The sequence below is a fragment of the Micromonospora sp. 4G55 genome (assembly GCF_016803375.1).
This window is the reverse complement of sequence record NZ_JAEVHN010000082.1, coordinates 1-16174: the sequence shown is the minus strand read 5'-3', so window position 1 is coordinate 16174 and position 16174 is coordinate 1. Positions and strand designations below refer to the sequence as shown.

The following is a 16174-nucleotide window of genomic DNA, read 5'->3' as shown; positions in this document are numbered from 1 at the left end:
TGCTGAACGACGCGCCGTTCTACCGCAACCGCCTGCTCTGTCCGGTGCCGGGCGTGCGGATGATCGCGCTACTGCCGATTGTCGATGCCATCACGGTCCCGGCGGAGCTCAACGCCCAGATTCCCGTGATCCAAATGGCCGGCTTCCATGGCCATCTGATCGACGGGCCGGCCGGACTGCGCCACCTGGCCGATCACCTCACCGGCAAGCCGCCAAGCAACCTGCTCCGTTGGGAATACTCGGCCCTCCAGCGGGTCGCCGGAGCGTGGCAGGCACCAGCCCTGCCGTTAGCACTCAATCCGGTATGGCATGCCGCCGACCAGCCCGACCCGGCATTGCGACGGGAACCCTGCCGACCCTGAGCCGAACCGCCAGGGTTGCCTACCGCGGCGCCGGAAGGGCAATGGCACGCGGGCCTTACGCCGGGGACGCCGCCTCCGGCAGGCCGGCCACCAGGGCGGCCAGCCCGCCGGTGTCGAGCAGGTCGGCCGGCCGTACGGTGACGCCGTAGCGCAGTAGTGGACCTGGGTGCCGCAGTTCGAGGCGCCGATCTGGCGTGAGCTGTTGAGCAGGCCGGACGCGGTGCCGGTTTCGCGGGGTGCGACGCCCACACCGGTGCGGTGCGCTTCTATAGCCGGCACGGCTACACCGATTCCGGTGCCTCCCTTGTCAGACGCCTGCTGCGTTAGGGCCCGCGGTGTCGGTCATCGAAGCCAGATGATGGCGGCGATGAGCACGAGGCTGGCGCGGTAAATGGATGCGCGTTTGGCGTAGCGGGTGGGCCAGGTCGCGCCACTGTTTGAGCCGGTTGAAGCAGCGTTCCACGACGTTGCGCTTCTTGTAGATCGCCGTGTCGAAGGCTGGTGGCCGCCCGCCGGCGCTGCCTTTGGCGGCCCGGCGGGCGACCTGGTCGGACCGTTCGGGGATGACGTGCCGGATTCCGCGTTGCCGCAGCGCCCGGCGGGTCGAGTCGTGCGCGTAACCCTTGTCCGCGATCAGCACCTCGGGACGCTTGCGGGGCCCGGCCGGGGTCGGGCTCGGTGACCCGAATCGCGTCCAGCAGGGCCAACAGTTGCGGGTTATCGCCGGCCTGGCCTGGGGTGAGCAGGATCGACAGCGGCCGGCCGCGTCCGTCGACGGCGAGGTGGATCTTCGTGCTTAACCCGCCTCGTGATCGGCCGATGGCCTCACCATCTTGCGCACCAGGCGTCGCCGCACTTGTTGCGGAGCCCCTTTTTGCGGGCGCCAGCGGCATGCTGATGCGCCCGCACGATCGACGAGTTCACGCTGATCGTCCACTGCACCGGTGTGCCGTCGTCGTGGACCTGCGCCGGCGGCCAGGATCCGATCCCACGTGCCGTCCGCCGTCCAGCGGCGCAGGCGTTCATGGCAGGTCTTCCACGGCCCATACCGTTCCGACAGGTCACGCCACGGCGCACCCGTGCGCAGCTTCCACAAAACCCCATTGATGACCTGACGGTGATCCCGCCACCGCCCCCGAGAACCTCCCGGTCGGCGTCGAGCGTGCTCCCCTCGGGTCGGATGAGGCGGTTCCACAACCTCGCCGCCCACCAGATCGCGAGCGACGGCGTAGGTGACGCCGAGGATGCCGGCGGCCTGATCGTTGACGATCGCCGCAGTGATGACGGCGAGGATGAGGCGGAACATCAGTGGCGTGACCAGCGCCATCATGACTCCGACGCCGAGGAACAGCCCGCCGGCGCGCCGACGCTATCCGGGCTGCACGGACGGGCGACCGGCGAGGCATCCGTCCACACCGGGCTGTCGACGTCGCCCACGGCGGTCGTCCCCGCACGCGCGGGGGTCTTCCGGGCCGCTACTGGCGTGAGGACATGGAGCAATAGTCGTCCCCGCACGCGCGGGGGTCCCGGATGGAGGGGTCCGGCTGGGAGTTGCACTGCCGCACGGCGGGGGTCTTCCCCGGAACGACCGCGAACCGATCTGCCCGGCGGGGCGGGTGCCGGCGGCGCAGGGTTCAGAAGAGGGCAGACTGAGGTTCCGCGGCGGTGGGCTGCTTCTCGGCGTTCAGGGGGAGACTGGCTTCGGCGAGCAGTTCTCCGAGTGTAGGCGCGGTGGGCCACCGGCGGGTGACGAGCTCGGATAGCAGTAGCGCCACCGCGGCGGTATCCCACAGCGCGCGATGCGGCTGCGAGTCGGGTGCGGCCGCGTTGACCCGGCCAGTGAGCCCCAGCTCGTGGATGAGCGCGGTCAGGGCGCGGGAGCGGCCGGTTGTGAGTGCCTTCGCGAGGCGCAGGGTGTCGATGAGGCCGGCTGGCCGGAGCGCCGGGAGCTGGCGGTGCAGGAGCCGCCAGTCGACGGTGACGTTGTGGCCGACGAGGTAGCGGCCGTTGATTCGGTCGGCGAGGTGCCGCTCGATGTCGGCGAGGGCGGGGGCGCGGCGCAGTGCGGCGTCGGTGAGCCCGGGTGAGAGCCACGGGCGGCGACCGATGGGCCGGCCGGGGTTGATCAGGGTGGTGTAGCTGGTGGGCATGTCCGGCAGCCCGGCGACGAGCGGGACGAGCGCGATCTCGAGGATCGCTTCGTCGTCGCGGTCCTGGGCGCCGGTGCCTTCCAGGTCGATGACGACCAGGCTGGCGGTGGTCCAGGGGTCGCTCGGGCTGCCGGTCATGCTTCCTCCCCCATTCTGGGTTAGTCGTCGTCTCCATACTTCACGGCATCGACGAGTTCCGCCCGGACCGCGGCGAACCTTTCTGCCTGGTGGGGATCGACCTCGTGGCCGAGGAGCTGGCGGCCGTGGGCGCCGGGGAAATGCGGCTGATTCGCCTCCCAGATTTGGTGGCGCAGGTGGTGCTGCACGGCGTACCGCTTCTGCTCGCCCAAGCCGTGGGTCCACACGTGGCCGGGCTCCACCAGGACGGGGCTGTCGTACCCGAGCATGTCGAGTACGTCCTTGACCTCCTGCTCGGTGGGGTCGCGGTAGTCGTCGATGCAGAGTTGCCTCTGCGTGGCGGGGCAGATGTTGCACAGCTCGTTGACGCCCCAGTGGCCGTTGTAGTCAGCCACGTCGTGGGCGTAGGAGACGCCGCAGCTGGTCTTGCGGAACAGCGGGGTCTTGATGCCGGACGCCTTCCACGCGCCGACGATCAGCTCGTCGATCTCGCGCGGGAGGGTCTTGCGGCGGGCGTAGTCGTCGCCGTACGGCACCTGTACGCCGAGCTGGCGCAGGTAGGCGGCGTTCTCCGGCTTGTGGTAGTAGCCGGTGAACACGGCGGCGTCGACGTCGCCGGCGACCTCCAAGACGTGGTTGATGGTTTCGGGGGCGGTGTTCCAGCCGGTGACGATGGGCCGCCAGTACAGCACCACGCCGGTGCGCTTCTTGTGGGCGAGCGCGGTGTAGATCGAGTTGATCGTGATGGCGCTCTTCGTGATCGGCTCGACCCGGTCGTCTTGGATGCCGGAGTAGGTAAAGAGAAGGGTCACCTTCAGGTGGCGCAGCGACTCCAGGATCTCCATGTCCTGGCCGGTGACCTTGAACCGGGTGATGATGAGGACCTGGTTGGTATACCCGCGCTCGTCGAGGGCGCGTAGAACCTGGAACAGGTGAGGTTTCACGCCGGGCAAAAACGGGTCGGTGGCCTTGTTGAACAGCTGGATCGGGGTGACGTGCGGCCGGAACGCTTCGTGCCCGATCAGCAGCTCGATCGCCTCCTGCGTGGGCACCAGCAGCGTCGGGATCTTGTCGTCGAAGTTGCCCCAGAAGTGGCGGACGCAGTACCCGCAGTCGAGCGGGCAGCCGACGATGTGGTTCAGCGACAGCCCGGACTTGCGGTAGCCGACGATCAGCTGCATGTAGGGGTCGAGGCGGGCCTGCTCGGCGGCCGGCATGAGGTTCAGCTGGCGGGGGCCAGGACTGATCTGGACGGGGACCTGGGTCATCGGGCGCCTCCTCGGGCGGCGGGTGGGCGCAGCAGGTGCGTGCGCTGGGGTCCGTACCAGATGCCGAAGTCCCGTTCGACCACGCCGCTGTGGTCGGACGTGTGGATGAGGTTGTCGACCAGGCGGCCCTCGGCCACCGCCTTGTCGAGGGTGTCCTTGGCGTAGCGGCCCCGCACGGTGGTGCTGGGGGCCCTGGCCGGGTCGGTCACGCCGACGACGGCGCGTACCCGCTCGGCGGCGTTCTCGCCGTAGCCGAGGGCGACGACGACCCGGTTGCCGATGAAGATGCGCCGCAGCTCTGCGGGCACGTCGCGGCCGAGCTGCTCGGACAGGGGCAGCATGTCGTCGTAGTGGGCGAACACCTGGTCTTCGGTGGGGATCACCGTGTGGGAGTCGACGATGGTGACCAGCCCTTGCATCCATTCGAGGACCTCGCTGACGAGGCCGCGGCGGACGCAGTCGGGCTTGAGCAGGATGACGGTCCAGCGGGACCAGTCGACGGCGGCGGTGTCGTCGGTCATGCCCAGCTGCCGGGGAAGGCGGGCACCCGCTCGGGCCACCGGTTGGCCACCAGCCACCAGTGCCCGGGGTGCAGCTCGGCGAGGATGTCCCGGCTGACGGGCTTGCCGGGGTTGTGCACGATCTGCCGGTAGAACTCGAACAGCGCCAGCACCCGCCGCCAGTACGGATCGACGCGCACCGTGGTCAGCCGGCCGGGAGTGAGCTGGTCGCGGTCATCGCGCAGCACCTGCTCCCATGCCGCGACCTCCCGGATGATCTCCCAGCTCGTGGCGGGCATCTGGTCGACCGGAAAGCGGCGGTTCGGCAGCGGACCGGTCGCCTCGGCCAGCATGGCGTCGACCTTGTCCACGTCCAGCTTGTTGATGTGCATCGAGCCGACGTGGTGGGCGTACGTGCCGACGCCGACGCCGAGGCGGCGGGCGGTGAACTCCTGGACGAAGGTGAACGCGAACGTGTCGCCCAGCAGGCCAATGACGGCGTCGTTGCCGCGCATGTAGGCCGACATGTGCAGCTGCCCGTTCCGAAGGAGGAATTGCAGGCCGAGGGTGCAGGCCACGTCCGGGTTGACGGGGTCGACCAGCTCGTCGGGGCGCATGATCACCATGGCGGCGCGCTTGGTATCAGGGTCGTCGCCGAGCAGCCGCTCCACCCGCTGGAACTGGCTGTACGCGTCGGGCTGGCCGGGCCGGAACAGGCGGGGCCCGTAGGCGGTGCCGGTGAGCCGGGCGCCGTCGGCGGACAGCTTACGCAGCTGCGGCGCGTAGTAGGAGATCATGTCGACGTCGTCGCGGCCGGTCAGGTACCACAGGGCCTCGGCGTGGTTGAACACGACGTTGGCCTTGCGGGCGGCGAGGTAGACGATCCGGTCGACGGGGTCGGTGATGGTGAAGCTGGCGTTGATGATCTCCAGGGCGTCCTTACCTCGCCCGCAGGTGTCGAAGCGGTGCCTGGTGGCGATCTCCCGCAGCACGGCCAGGTACGCCGGCTGGAAGCTGCCGAACTCGGGTCCGAAGACCATGGGCGTCTCCCTCACTCGGGGGTGGACATCAGGTCGGTCATGACCTGCTGGAAGACGGCTGCCTGGCGGGACAGCCGCATCTGGTCGAGGTAGCGCAGGCACTGGTAGATCAGCCCGGCGTGGGTGACGGTTCCGGCAATGCGCTGGAGGTACTCGACCCGCTCGACGACGTCTTTGCCGTCGACGACGATGAGCTCGTCGGGGACGAAGTGGTGCCCGTCGACGACGTCGGCGGGCATGAGCGGCACGCAGCCGGCGAGGACCGCCTCGAACAGCCGCTGGGTGATGTGGCCGACGGCGGCGTACCGGTCGGGCAGCAGCATCACGGTGGCCAGGGCACCGCGGTGGATCCGGTCGACCTCGGTGAACGCGCACCGGCCGGTGAAGTTGACGTGCGGCCACGCCTGGGTGCGAGTCCACTTCCCCGCTACGCGGTGGCCCACGCGCGCGGCGGCGGACGCGAAGTACCGGTCGAAGTGCTCATCGCGGTCGTACTGGTTCCCGACGTACACCAACGACGTAGGCCGGTGAAGCTGCGCCAGCTCGTAGGCGTCGGCGGCGTCGAGCCGGGAGTCGGGCACCGGGCAGAGAATGGTGGTCGCGCCCGGTGTGGGTCGGGCGGCGAACTCGCACACCCGCACGTTGCGCAGCGCGCGCAGCGGGTCATAGGCGGGCAGCCGTCGGTCCAGGTCCCAGATGATGGTGGGTACGCCGGCGAGGGTGTAGTGCTCGATCAGCTCGGTCTGTCGGTGCAGGTCACAGTGGTGACCGGGGCTGCCGCAGGCCGTGGTGTTGCGGCCGGGCAGCGGCCACCGCCACTCGAACATCACGACGTCGAGGTCGGGCAGGGCGCTGTTGAAGTCGTACGCGTCGCGCAGGTCGAGGCCGGCATCGTCCAGGTCCCGGTTGGCCTGAAGCAGCGTCACCAGATGACCTGCGATCTCCAGCGCGTCTATCAGAGGGGTCCGGTACGAGCGCGAGCCGTCGGGGGTGTCAACGACGCCGGGGCCGAGGAACCCCCAGCAGCTGTAGCCGATTTCCAGTCGCCTCACCGAGGGTCTCCCGTCAGGATTGGCGCCGGCGGCCGGGATCGCCGTTGCAGCACGTCTCGGGCGATGCGCAGTGGGAGGCAGTTGGCCACGCCGCAGCGTGGGCACTGACCGCAGGCGTTCGGCCAGTGATAGGTGGCCACAATGCGAGCCAGCAGGATCACCTGCGCGGTCGCCTGCGGCAGTGACAGGCCGACGACCGTCATGACGCCGACTGTCGGGCGGCGGCGTCTGCGACGACCTGGGCGAGGTAGCTCTCGGCCCATTCGTTCTCCTCGCAGGTCCTGGGTGAGGTGCAGGAGATGCACACCCTGGCGTGAGGGCGGCGGTCGGGCGTCCGGTGCAGGAGGGCGATCGAGTTGGGCGTGGCCGTGATCGCGGCGGTGATGGCGTGGACGAGGATGCCGCTCATCGGGGCCGCCCCGGCACCCGGTAGAGGGTGCGCTGCCCAAGGGTCATCAGCGGCCCGACCCTCGGGTAGAAGTGGGTCGGCTCCACCAATGGCCCCACCTGCTTCGGCAAGCACCCTGAGGCAGGCTCAGGGAGCCGGGATCGCTCGGCCATCGCGCTACGCGAGACATACACCGTCATGCCGGCACCTCCATCAGAGACGGTGAGCGGCGGGCTCGCCGGGGGAAGGGCGAGCCCACCGCCGCACCACAGCGGCCGGGAGCAGACCGCCAATCACCCACCCACGCAGCCCTCCTGGCGGTACGCAGGCGGGGCATCATTCGCACGCGTAAGGGAGCGGGCTGGGACGGCACCGGGCGAAGCGCCAAGGCCAGCTCTTGACTCCCGGCGCTTCCGTTATTCATCCCGAGCTCCCTGGCGAGAGGCTGCGATTGCGCGCCGGCCGCGTACTCGCCGAGAGTGGCGCACCAGCCCAGTCAGGTTCGCTCGGTGAGTGCAGCGTTGGGGATGTCCTGGCGGTGCACTCACGGTGCACCTGCCAGCACGCCAAGTGCCGATACGATCGTCCGGACGACTGTCCGCATTGAGAGGACGTGCGATGGCCGCGGTGACGACCTGGACCGGCCGGGAGGCAAACGCTCTGCGTCAGGCGTTGCGGATGAGCGTTACCGGCTTCGCCGAGCACCTGGGCGCGGCACGGCGAACGGTGGCCAAGTGGAGCAGCCAAGGCAACAAGGTCCATCTGAGGGCCGACATGCAGGCCGCTCTCGACACGGTCCTGGCGCGGGCCACCTCGGACGTCCGGGAGCGCTTCGAAGCAATGGTGAGGGGAGGTACCAGTGGTGCACTTGCGGGTCCCGCGACGCTGTCCGTCAGGGACACGCAGACCCATACTGGCGAAGGCGGCATTCACGACTTCGACTCGGATGGGGACGTGCGGCGCAGAGATCTCCTGACCGGCGTGACGATCAGCGGCATCGCCCTGCCGAACGTCGCGGCTCTGCTCGACGCACTGGTCGCACCACGACCTTGCAGCCCCGAGCCAATTGCCTTACCGATCCGGCAGTTCGGTCGGGAGGTAGCCGCCGCGAAAACCGACTATCAGGCGTGCCGTTACGAGCAGGTTCTCGCCAGGCTTGTGGCCCTGCTACCCGCCGTGGAACCCACTCGTGCCGAGGCCGAGGGTGAGCAGCGGACGCAGGTCGACGCCCTGGCCAGCGACCTCTACCACGTCGTCGGCAGCGTGCTGCTCAAGGTCGGCGACAAAGGCATGGCCTTGGTCGCCGCCGAACGCAGCGCCCGTGCCGCTGAGAGCAGTCAGGACCCGGTGGCGATGGCTGCAAGTGCCCGGATCATGACCCACGCCCTCATGAGCAACGGCCACGGTAGCCAGGGGCGACAGCTTGCCGAAGACGCGGCCGAGCACCTCCGACGCGGCAGCGGACTCGCGTCGACCGACGCGGTCGCCGTGTACGGCGCACTGCTGCTTCGCGGTGCTATCGCCGCCGCCCGCGACGACAACAGAGACAACGCGCAGGCCATGCTCGATGAGGCTTCCCATGCCGCCGATCGACTCGGCTACGACGGCAACGACCGGTGGACCGGCTTCGGTGCCACCAACGTCCTGCTGCACCGCGTCAACATCGCGCTGACCCTGGGCGACGCCGGCACCGCCATCACCCTCGCCCGCCAGGTGCCGCTGGACAAGATCGACCTCGCCGAACGCAGAGCCTCCCTGTTCGTCGACGTGGCCCGCGCCTACACGCAATGGGGACGCTACGAGCACGGCCTGAACGCGCTACGCAACGCGTACGAGGTGGCACCAGAGGAGATCCGGTGCCGACCAGCGGTGCAGCGCATCGCCAGCGACCTGGCAGTCCTCACCCGGGGGCGCGTTCGCAGTGCTGCCCTCGACTTCGCCCAGCACGCCGGGATCCGCGTATGACCAGCGGACACCTGCAAATCGTCGTCTGCGCTGCCGGCCCCGCCGCAGACGTGACACAACTGGTCACCACCGCGACGCGCCAGTCGTGGACAACGGCGGTCACCGCCACCCCCAGCGCCCTCGACTTCCTCGACGCAGAAACGATAGAACGGCTGACCGGGCACCCGGTCCGGTCCACCTACCGGTCCTCCCCCGGCACCAGCCGATCTCTCCCCGCCGCGGACGCGCTCATCATCGCCCCCGCCACCTACAACTCCCTCAACAAGATCGCCCTTGGCATCGCCGACAACTATGCGATGACCGCAGTCGCCGAGCTAATCGGCCGGCGGGTGCCCACCGTGGTCGTCCCGTTCGTCAACGCCGCCCTGGCCACCCGCACACCCTTCCAACGTGCCGTGGCGAACCTTCGCGATGAGCACGTCCGGATTCTTCTCGGGGCCGACGACGGATGGGAGCCACACCCACCCGGCAGCGGCAACAGTCGCCAGAATGCCTTCCCCTGGACGACGGCGTTCGAAGCGGCGACCGGGTTGGCCGGCGAGAGATCGAGCAGGTGAAACCCGGTGCTCACATAATCGTCATTCTGCGCAGGAAGCCATACCCACGGCAGCCGACCGCACCCGTCCCCCCGATCCGGTGACTACGGTCCGCGTTGCTGCCGACTGTCAGCGGCTCCCGGCCCAGCACGGTTAGGCGGTTACCAGCCGGGGTAGCGATGCAGCCAGTTTGGGTCGGTGTCCGGCTGCTTGTTCACCGCAGCGAGGTGATCCCATCGGGCAGGCCCTTCAAGCCGTCACGCTCGGGTTCTTGATTTCGGTGAATACCGACAGCCAGAACTTGGCGCCCTCACCACCATCGCCGGCCTACAGCCCGAGAATGTTCCCGCTCACCGTTGACCGTGACCCCGACGACCACGTAGACCGGCCGCTTGACCACCTGCCCATCCCGGACCTTGGGCCATGATCGCGTCGATGAACAGCACCGGATACACGCGGTCGAGAGGCCGTTGGCACCACTCGGTCATCTCCTCGACGACCTTGTCGATGATCCTAGACCGGGTCCTTGTTGACCCTCGCCCCGTAGACCTGATCGAAGTGCGCCGCGAAGCTCCCCGGTCGTCAAACCTCGGGCGGTCAACGACAACACGAGGTGGTCGACGCGGGTCAGGCGGCGCTGCCAGCCGGAAGGCAACCCGCCCGGACCCACCAGATCCACACCCTCGGCTCGGGCCTGCCCAGCCATCTGCTGCCCTAACAGACGGGTATCCATCGGCTTCGGCACAGACTCGATGATCTCGGCGACTGTTCTCGTCAACCTTGAGGCGGCTCGGGGGCCGACGGGCTGGCCGGTGTCGCGGCAGCCAGGTGGGCAGCCAGTCCCCGGGAGGTCGGCATTTCGACGAGCCGGATGTCGGCCCGTGGCCGCTTCGCCCCACCGATCTGCCCCGTCGCTGATCTCAGAGCGTGTTTGAGATCGTCTGGTGTGGACGGCGTGGCGGCCTGACATCGACGATCCGGCCCGGCAGGGTGGCCGGGATGTCCGCTCGTCGTGGCTACCCCTCCGACCTGACCGATGCCCAGTGGGCGCTGATCGAGGCGCTGCTGCCGGAGCCGAACACGGACGGGCGGCGGGAGAAGCACCCGCGTCGGGAGATCGTCAACGCGATCCTGTACGTCGTCCGCGCGGGATGTCCGTGGCGGTATCTACCAGCGGATCTACCGCCGTGGCAGACGGTGTACTGGTACTTCACCCGGTGGGAAGACGCCGGCGTGACCGAGAAGCTCCTGACCACGCTTCGGATCAAGGCGCGGGTGCAGCAGGGCCGCTCCCCGGAGCCGTCGGCGGGGATCATCGACTCCCAGTCGGTCAAGGGCGCCGACACCGTCGGCCGAGACAGCCGGGGCTACGACGCCGGGAAGAAGGTCAACGGTCGCAAGCGGTTCGTCGTCACTGACACCCTGGGCCTGCTGGTCACGGTGACCGTGCTGGCCGCGAGCTGGCAGGACCGCGACGGCGCGAAGGCCGCCCTGCTCAGCGCCTACATGGCCACCCCGATCCGACACGTCTTCGCCGACCAGGGCTTCACCGGACGACTCGTCGACTGGACCCGCGACATCCTGCGCACCACGCTCGAGATCGTCCGCAAGCCCACCGACCAGCGCGGCTTCGCCGTGCATCCGCGCCGGTGGGTGGTGGAACGCACCCTGGCCTGGCTCACCGCCTGCCGCCGACTCGCCCGCGACTACGAACGCCACCCCGAGGTTACCGCGGCGCTCATCCGCTGGGCCGCCATCGCCGGCATGACCCGCCGCATCACCCGCGGCCAACCCGCACGCCGTCAATCCCGCCGCACCTTCACCTGGACCTGATCACGGCCATCTCAAACACGCTCTTAGCGTGTTCGTAGCGCCCGGACTGACGGGCGGTGCACCGCTCGACGTGAGCCAGCCGGCGACAGTACGGCAACAGGATTGCGTGAGACGTCGACGCAGGGATGTCGAGCCGGCCGGCGATCCGGGCCCCCCTCCTCGCTTCTTCACCCGCAGGTGTAGTACCTGTGCTCCACCGCAGGGCGGGTCCGGTTCGGGCCAGCCACATCCGCGCCGTCCTCGGCGCTATCGACACCGCAACAGCATCACCCGCGCCGCGATTACGAGCGCTGGCGACGTTGGCTGATTGCTCGTGCGCGGTCCCTGCCGCAGGGCATGAGGAATGCAGCGGTGAAGGAGTCCTGCTCGACCCGTGCGCTCCCACGCTTGTTCCTCAAGACGAGGGACCGAGCTTCTGGCGGGTATCGCAGCGACGGCGGGTTCGCCAGCCTTGACGACGTTGAGGAGCCCCAATCGGATGGTTCTCCCGACGACCGAAGGACGTCCCAGTTGTTACTTAACAATTTGTTAGTCGTATAATGTGATCTTGATTGCACCGTTCGGTCTTGGCGCTCCGTAGCCTCTCTCGAGCCGACCGACACATCCCCTCGGCTGTCTCACGGTGCTGCGGGAAGATCCCCGCAGCCCTCAGAAAGGGCTCCGGATAATGCGCACATTCGCTCAGGCTCTCGTCCTAGTTGGCGCCACGGCGGCTACGGTGTTTCCGACCCCCGCTCAAGCGGCTACTCCGGGAACCACCACGGCGCTGCTGGGCACCTACGGTTTCGGCCGTGCGGCCGTCATCGGTGAGGCCGGAAAGGCCGCGGGTGCTTGGGAGTCGTTCTCAGTGAGGTCTGGCTTCGCCGGCGACGACTTGACTATCACCTACAGCCCGCGAACCCAGGCATACGCGGCCGAGATGAAGGTTTACAATGCGGCCTTCGACCAAGTCGCCGACCCCCAGGCTGAATGCCAGCAGGTCGGCACCGACGGTGTCGAGCACAAGGTTTGGGTGTCGTTCCGTTGTCAGACCGGCTTCGTCCCAAGTTACACCCTGTTCGTGCGCTGACGCTCGACGCTCCACTTGCCGCCCGTGGCAATCTGGTGGTCGATGGTCGCAGACTGCGAGTCAGGCCCGCGGCCGCCCCTGAGCGGACGTGCAACAACCACCCATCGACGCCTGCGGGGTTGACGACCAGCGCAATCGACTGTCTGGAGCTGGGACGCCACCTACCTGCATGGGCCGGACATCTATTACTGTCTATACTCGCAGCGGTAGTTGCGACGGAGCCGGCCCCCCCGGGGGGCCGGCTCCGTTGAAGGGGCAGAAGTTCTGGCTAGCCCAGATCGAGCCGAGGGACTCCCACTGCGGGCTGCGGCGATGTTGTTGGGGTCCAGTTCTAGTGTGATCTCGAGAGCGGCTGGAGGTTGAGATGCGAGCTGTTTGGATTACGAAAGCTGGCGGCCCAGAGGTGTTGGAGGTACGTGAAACCCCAGATCCAGAGCCTGCCTTCGGCGAGGTGCGCATCCGGGTTCGGGCCGCTGGTCTCAACTTCGCAGAGGTGATGGCGAGAATGGGTCTTTACCCTGACGCGCCGAGAACCCCCTGCGTGGTCGGGTACGAGGTTGCGGGTGTGGTTGACGCCGTAGGTGAAGGGGTAACCGACCTGGCAACAGGTACGCGGGTGATCGCTTTGCCCCGCTTCGGCGGGCACGCGGAGGCGATCTGCGTCCCGGCTGAGCAAGTCGTGCCGATGCCGCAGGAGATGAGCTTCGAAGACGGGGCTGCACTGCCAGTCAACTACATCACCGCTTACCACATGCTGTTCCGGATCGCTGCGATCCGTCCAGGCGAGAGGGTGCTGGTCCATATGGCCGCCGGTGGTGTCGGCCTGGCCGCGCTCCAACTCTGCAAGACTGTGGACCGCGTAGTAACCTTCGGTACCGCCTCAGCTTCTAAGCACGACGTCCTCCGCACCGAGGGCTGCACGCACCCCATCGACTACCGCACCAAAGACTATGCAGTCGAAGTGAGCCGTCTCACCAAAGGCACAGGTGTCGATGTGGTACTCGACGCCCTCGGCGGACGGGACTGGCGCAAAGGCTACGGCCTCCTCCGCCCGACCGGCCGCCTCATCGCGTTCGGGTTCGCCAACATGTCTGTTGGCGAACGGCGAAACCTTCTGCGCATCATTACCCAGGCGATCTCCGTCCCCCGATTCACGCCACTCGGGATGATGGAGAAGAACCGTGCGGTCGCTGGCGTCAATGTGGGCCACCTCTGGGGTGAGATAGACATGCTGCGTGAGAACCTGCTGACGCTGCTCCAGCTCTACCGCGAAGGCAAGATCAGACCGACCATCGATAGAGCGTTCCCATTTGCCGAGGCTGCCGATGCACACCTTCGCATCCAAGAGCGCCGAAACATCGGGAAGGTCATCCTGATTCCCTGAGCATGCCGGCCCGATGCGTGCCCATCCAGAACTGGCGTTGGCACACCATCAGGTTGTCCGACGCCGGCACCACCCGGTCGAACTCCACCGGCCCACCCGACTCCACCGCCGGCGGCTCGACCCGAGTGGCTCAGCGTCGGTCACCACCGGCTGGACTGGGGTAGCAGGGACGGAATCCAAGGTGGGTGGCAGCCACAGGTCGACCAGTGCCCGCTGCTGCGTCGGGACCGGCTGAAACCGGTCAGCCGGGATGACCGGCGTCTTCGGTTCCAAGGCCTGGCGGTACCGGCCTTGCCGCTGGGCGCAGTCGACGCCGCCTTCGCGGCCCTGACGTGCGAGCGCCCACGGCACGTGAACAGGGGCCGCCCCCTGGAACGTTCGGGCGGCCGCTACGGTGCATCACACGGGGGCTGATCCTTCTTTTCAAGAGTGCGCGAAGCTCCCGTCGGCTTCCGATTCCAAGTTTGGCATAGATTCGCTGGAGGTGATTCTCTACGGTCCGGGCGGATAGGCTCAGCGTTTCAGCGATGTCTTTACTGGTGCTGCCCGGCATTGCGCGCTACGCCGGCATCTTCGGCGCGGTCTTCGGTGTCGGCACCATCGCCGGTCCGCTGATCGGCGGCCTGCTCGTCGACACGTCGTGGCTGGGCTGGCGGTGGTGCTTCCTGATCGGGGTGCCGTTCACCATCCTCTCCATCGTCCTGCTGCAGCGCACCCTGCACCTGCCGGTCGTCCGCCGCAAGGTGAAGATCGACTGGTTGGGCGCGGTGCTGATCACCTCGGGCGTCTCCACGCTGCTGATCTGGTCGTCCCTGGCGGGCAACAAGTTCGCCTGGGCCTCGGGCTGGACGGCCGCAATGGTCACCGGCGGTGTGGTCCTGCTGGCGCTGGCGGTCCTCGTCGAGTCGCGGGCGGCGGAGCCGATCGTCCCGCTGGACATCTTCCGCAACCGGACGGTCTCGCTGGCCACGGTCGCCAGCGTGCTGGTCGGTGTCGCGATGTTCGGCGGCACCGTCTTCCTGTCCCAGTACTTCCAGATCTCGCTGGGCAAGTCGCCGACCGTCGCGGGCCTGATGAGCCTCCCGATGATCTTCGGTCTGCTCGTCTCGTCGACGATCGCCGGCCAGCTCATCACCAAGTTCGGCCGGTGGAAGGCCTACCTGGTGGCCGGCGCCGCGGTGATGACCGTCGGGATGCTGCTCCTGGGCACCATCGACGCCCGCACCAGCGTGGTCGTCCTGTCGATCTACATGGCCGTGCTGGGCATCGGCGTCGGCATGCTCATGCAGAACCTCGTGCTCGCCGCGCAGAACGACGTGCCGGCCCACGAGCTCGGCGCCGCCACCTCCGTGCTGACCTTCTTCCGCAGCATGGGCGGGGCCATCGGGGTCAGCGCGCTCGGCGCCGTCCTGGCCAACCGGGTGACCTCGCTGATGACCGAGAAGCTCGGCCCGGCCGCGGCGACCGGCGGCGGCTCCGCGGAGGTGCCCGACCTGTCCACCCTGCCCGAGCCGGTGCTGCGCATCGTGCAGGACGTGTACGGCACCGCCACAGCCGACCTGTTTCTGGTGGCCGCGCCGATCGCGCTGCTCGCGCTGGTCGTCGTGCTGTTCATCAAGGAGAAGCCGCTGCACACCCTCAGCGGCGACGAGCGACGCGCCCAGGAGGAGGCGGCCGCGCAGGTGCCGGTGCACTAGCCACCGCTGGGTGGCCTGGATAGGGGCTTTGACGCCTGTGCGGGTGATCTCGCCGGTCAGGCCGCGTCCGGCGAGCAGGTCGCGGGTGGCGGCGGAGTCGTAGCCGGCGTCCAGGTGCACGGTGATGTCGTCAGGCAGGTGACCGAGGTCTTGGAGCCGGTCGAGGGTGGGTTCCAGCAGTGGGGAATCGTGGCGGTTGGCGCCGGCCAGGACGCGTCCCAGTGGGATACCGCGGGCCTCGATCATCATCGAGCGTTTCATGCCTTGCTTGCCGCGGTCGACCGGGGATCTGCCGGCGACCTCGCCGCCGCCGGGGGCCTTGGTGATGCACCCGTCGATGGCCAGGTTGTTGAGCAGCAGGCCGACGATGCGGTCGTAGGCGTCGAGCGCGATTGCCTTGAGCTGGGCGAACACCCCGAGGCTGATCCATTCGTCGCGGCGGTTGCGGATCGTGGTGGCCGAGCAGGTCGAGTCGGCGATGGCCTCATACGAGCAGCCGAATCGCAGCACTTGCAGGAGCTTGTCGAACACGATCCGGTCGGCGATGCGCCGGCGGTGGCAGCCCAGCGGATGGCGCGGATCGGTGGCGGGTCGTGCGGGTAACAACGCGGCGAACTGGTCCCACAAGGGGTCGCTCAGCCAAGATGGGACAGCGGGCACAGGCGTTCCAGTGATCACTAGGCGTAGGAACCTTCATGATCACTGATGTCTGTGCCCGTCTCCTACCCGCCCGGTCCTCGCTGACCTATTTGCGCGGCCTCTAGATCAACTACTTAGAGGGCATCTGATCTC

13 protein-coding genes and 5 pseudogenes are annotated in these 16174 nt (G+C 68.2%); 7 read left to right on the top strand and 11 right to left on the bottom strand.

Annotated elements, in window-relative coordinates; genetic code table 11:
* Positions 1-362: pseudogene (locus JNW89_RS10165) on the top strand (hypothetical protein); the annotation flags it as partial.
* Positions 363-704: 342 nt separating this feature from the next.
* On the opposite strand, the pseudogene JNW89_RS10160 reads toward JNW89_RS10165, so the two are convergent.
* The 8 genes and pseudogenes from JNW89_RS10160 to JNW89_RS10125 all read right to left on the bottom strand — a co-directional run bounded on the left by JNW89_RS10160 (position 705) and on the right by JNW89_RS10125 (position 6919).
* Positions 705-1572 (bottom strand): annotated as a pseudogene (locus JNW89_RS10160) (IS5 family transposase).
* 424 nt (positions 1573-1996) lie between these two features.
* Positions 1997-2650 carry a 3'-5' exonuclease gene (locus JNW89_RS10155; RefSeq protein WP_238448697.1) on the bottom strand — a complete coding sequence of 218 codons (654 nt, stop codon included), beginning with the start codon at positions 2648-2650 and terminating at the stop codon, positions 1997-1999.
* Positions 2651-2670: 20 nt separating this feature from the next.
* Positions 2671-3918: a hypothetical protein gene (locus JNW89_RS10150; protein WP_238448696.1), complete on the bottom strand. Its 1248-nt coding sequence runs from the start codon at positions 3916-3918 to the stop codon at positions 2671-2673.
* Entirely contained in the window at positions 3915-4439 is a 525-nt protein-coding gene (locus JNW89_RS10145) for a nucleoside-diphosphate kinase (protein WP_238448695.1), read from the bottom strand. Before JNW89_RS10145 ends, JNW89_RS10150 begins: the two co-directional genes overlap by 4 nt.
* Positions 4436-5458: a thymidylate synthase gene (locus tag JNW89_RS10140; RefSeq protein ID WP_238448694.1), complete on the bottom strand. Its 1023-nt coding sequence runs from the start codon at positions 5456-5458 to the stop codon at positions 4436-4438. Before JNW89_RS10140 ends, JNW89_RS10145 begins: the two co-directional genes overlap by 4 nt.
* Before the next feature lie 11 nt (positions 5459-5469).
* On the bottom strand, positions 5470-6501 hold the full coding sequence (locus JNW89_RS10135; RefSeq protein ID WP_238448698.1) for a hypothetical protein: 1032 nt from the start codon (positions 6499-6501) through the stop codon (positions 5470-5472).
* Positions 6502-6506: 5 nt separating this feature from the next.
* Positions 6507-6713, bottom strand: a complete 207-nt coding sequence (locus JNW89_RS10130; protein ID WP_238448693.1) for a hypothetical protein — start codon at positions 6711-6713, stop codon at positions 6507-6509.
* A complete protein-coding gene (locus JNW89_RS10125; protein WP_238448692.1) occupies positions 6710-6919 on the bottom strand; it encodes a hypothetical protein in 210 nt (69 codons plus the stop codon). Before JNW89_RS10125 ends, JNW89_RS10130 begins: the two co-directional genes overlap by 4 nt.
* A gap of 597 nt (positions 6920-7516) precedes the next feature.
* Between JNW89_RS10125 and JNW89_RS10120 the strand changes: the two genes are divergently transcribed.
* Positions 7517-8863, top strand: a complete 1347-nt coding sequence (locus JNW89_RS10120) for a hypothetical protein (protein WP_238448691.1) — start codon at positions 7517-7519, stop codon at positions 8861-8863.
* Positions 8860-9420, top strand: coding sequence for a flavoprotein (locus tag JNW89_RS10115; protein ID WP_238448690.1), 561 nt, complete (start codon positions 8860-8862; stop codon positions 9418-9420). Before JNW89_RS10120 ends, JNW89_RS10115 begins: the two co-directional genes overlap by 4 nt.
* 199 nt (positions 9421-9619) lie before the next feature.
* On the opposite strand, the pseudogene JNW89_RS10110 reads toward JNW89_RS10115, so the two are convergent.
* A pseudogene (locus tag JNW89_RS10110) lies at positions 9620-10039 on the bottom strand (transposase); the annotation flags it as partial.
* Between the two features lie 359 nt (positions 10040-10398).
* On the opposite strand from JNW89_RS10110, the gene JNW89_RS10105 reads away from it, so the two are divergent.
* The 3 genes from JNW89_RS10105 (at position 10399) to JNW89_RS10095 (ending at position 13685) form a co-directional block, all read left to right on the top strand.
* On the top strand, positions 10399-11232 hold the full coding sequence (locus tag JNW89_RS10105) for an IS5 family transposase (protein ID WP_238448689.1): 834 nt from the start codon (positions 10399-10401) through the stop codon (positions 11230-11232).
* A 718-nt stretch (positions 11233-11950) separates the two neighbouring features.
* Positions 11951-12301: a hypothetical protein gene (locus JNW89_RS10100; RefSeq protein ID WP_238448688.1), complete on the top strand. Its 351-nt coding sequence runs from the start codon at positions 11951-11953 to the stop codon at positions 12299-12301.
* Positions 12302-12665: 364 nt separating this feature from the next.
* Positions 12666-13685 carry a medium chain dehydrogenase/reductase family protein gene (locus tag JNW89_RS10095; RefSeq protein ID WP_238448687.1) on the top strand — a complete coding sequence of 340 codons (1020 nt, stop codon included), beginning with the start codon at positions 12666-12668 and terminating at the stop codon, positions 13683-13685.
* Positions 13686-13926: 241 nt separating this feature from the next.
* On the opposite strand, the gene JNW89_RS10090 is transcribed toward JNW89_RS10095, so the two are convergent.
* On the bottom strand, positions 13927-14238 hold the full coding sequence (locus tag JNW89_RS10090) for a response regulator transcription factor (RefSeq protein ID WP_238448686.1): 312 nt from the start codon (positions 14236-14238) through the stop codon (positions 13927-13929).
* Here JNW89_RS10090 and JNW89_RS10085 point away from each other — a divergent pair.
* Positions 14237-15382: pseudogene (locus JNW89_RS10085) on the top strand (MFS transporter); the annotation flags it as partial. The gene JNW89_RS10090 and the pseudogene JNW89_RS10085 sit on opposite strands and share 2 nt — an antisense overlap.
* Here the strand turns inward: JNW89_RS10085 and JNW89_RS10080 are convergent.
* Positions 15359-16042, bottom strand: a pseudogene (locus tag JNW89_RS10080) (IS5 family transposase); the annotation flags it as partial. The pseudogenes JNW89_RS10085 and JNW89_RS10080 overlap by 24 nt on opposite strands.
* Between the last annotated feature and the right edge of the window lie 132 nt (positions 16043-16174).

Coding starts and splice junctions, on each gene's coding strand:
- JNW89_RS10155 (WP_238448697.1), bottom strand. CDS start 2,650: ATGACCGGCAGCCCGAGCGACCCCTGGACCACCGCCAGCCTGGTCGTC.
- JNW89_RS10150 (WP_238448696.1), bottom strand. CDS start 3,918: ATGACCCAGGTCCCCGTCCAGATCAGTCCTGGCCCCCGCCAGCTGAAC.
- JNW89_RS10145 (WP_238448695.1), bottom strand. CDS start 4,439: ATGACCGACGACACCGCCGCCGTCGACTGGTCCCGCTGGACCGTCATC.
- JNW89_RS10140 (WP_238448694.1), bottom strand. CDS start 5,458: ATGGTCTTCGGACCCGAGTTCGGCAGCTTCCAGCCGGCGTACCTGGCC.
- JNW89_RS10130 (WP_238448693.1), bottom strand. CDS start 6,713: ATGACGGTCGTCGGCCTGTCACTGCCGCAGGCGACCGCGCAGGTGATC.
- JNW89_RS10125 (WP_238448692.1), bottom strand. CDS start 6,919: ATGAGCGGCATCCTCGTCCACGCCATCACCGCCGCGATCACGGCCACG.
- JNW89_RS10120 (WP_238448691.1), top strand. CDS start 7,517: ATGGCCGCGGTGACGACCTGGACCGGCCGGGAGGCAAACGCTCTGCGT.
- JNW89_RS10115 (WP_238448690.1), top strand. CDS start 8,860: ATGACCAGCGGACACCTGCAAATCGTCGTCTGCGCTGCCGGCCCCGCC.
- JNW89_RS10105 (WP_238448689.1), top strand. CDS start 10,399: ATGTCCGCTCGTCGTGGCTACCCCTCCGACCTGACCGATGCCCAGTGG.
- JNW89_RS10095 (WP_238448687.1), top strand. CDS start 12,666: ATGCGAGCTGTTTGGATTACGAAAGCTGGCGGCCCAGAGGTGTTGGAG.
- JNW89_RS10090 (WP_238448686.1), bottom strand. CDS start 14,238: ATGCCGGGCAGCACCAGTAAAGACATCGCTGAAACGCTGAGCCTATCC.